The following is a 206-nucleotide window of genomic DNA, read 5'->3' as shown; positions in this document are numbered from 1 at the left end:
CCGATGTCAGGCAAGGCACTGGTGGAGCATTTTTCGGCGTTGGAAGACCCGCGCCAGAGTTGGAAGGTGGTCTACCCGCTGCCGGAGATCATGTTGCTGGTCCTGTGCGCGACCCTGGCCTCGGCCGAGGACTTCGTCGAGATCCGACGCTGGGGCCGGGAGAAGCTGGAATTCCTGGACACGCTGCTGCAGTTCCGACATCGCAT

Annotated in this window: 1 protein-coding gene; it reads left to right on the top strand. The window is 62.6% G+C overall.

Annotated elements, in window-relative coordinates:
• Window positions 1-3: 3 nt before the first annotated feature.
• A partial coding sequence (locus tag MFF64_RS37770; protein ID WP_238194255.1) for a transposase family protein occupies window positions 4-206 on the top strand: 203 nt, incomplete at its 3' end.

Source organism: Methylobacterium frigidaeris, from assembly GCF_022179185.1.
GTDB classification, from domain to species: domain Bacteria; phylum Pseudomonadota; class Alphaproteobacteria; order Rhizobiales; family Beijerinckiaceae; genus Methylobacterium; species Methylobacterium frigidaeris.
This window is presented reverse-complemented; position numbering and strand designations above follow the sequence as displayed.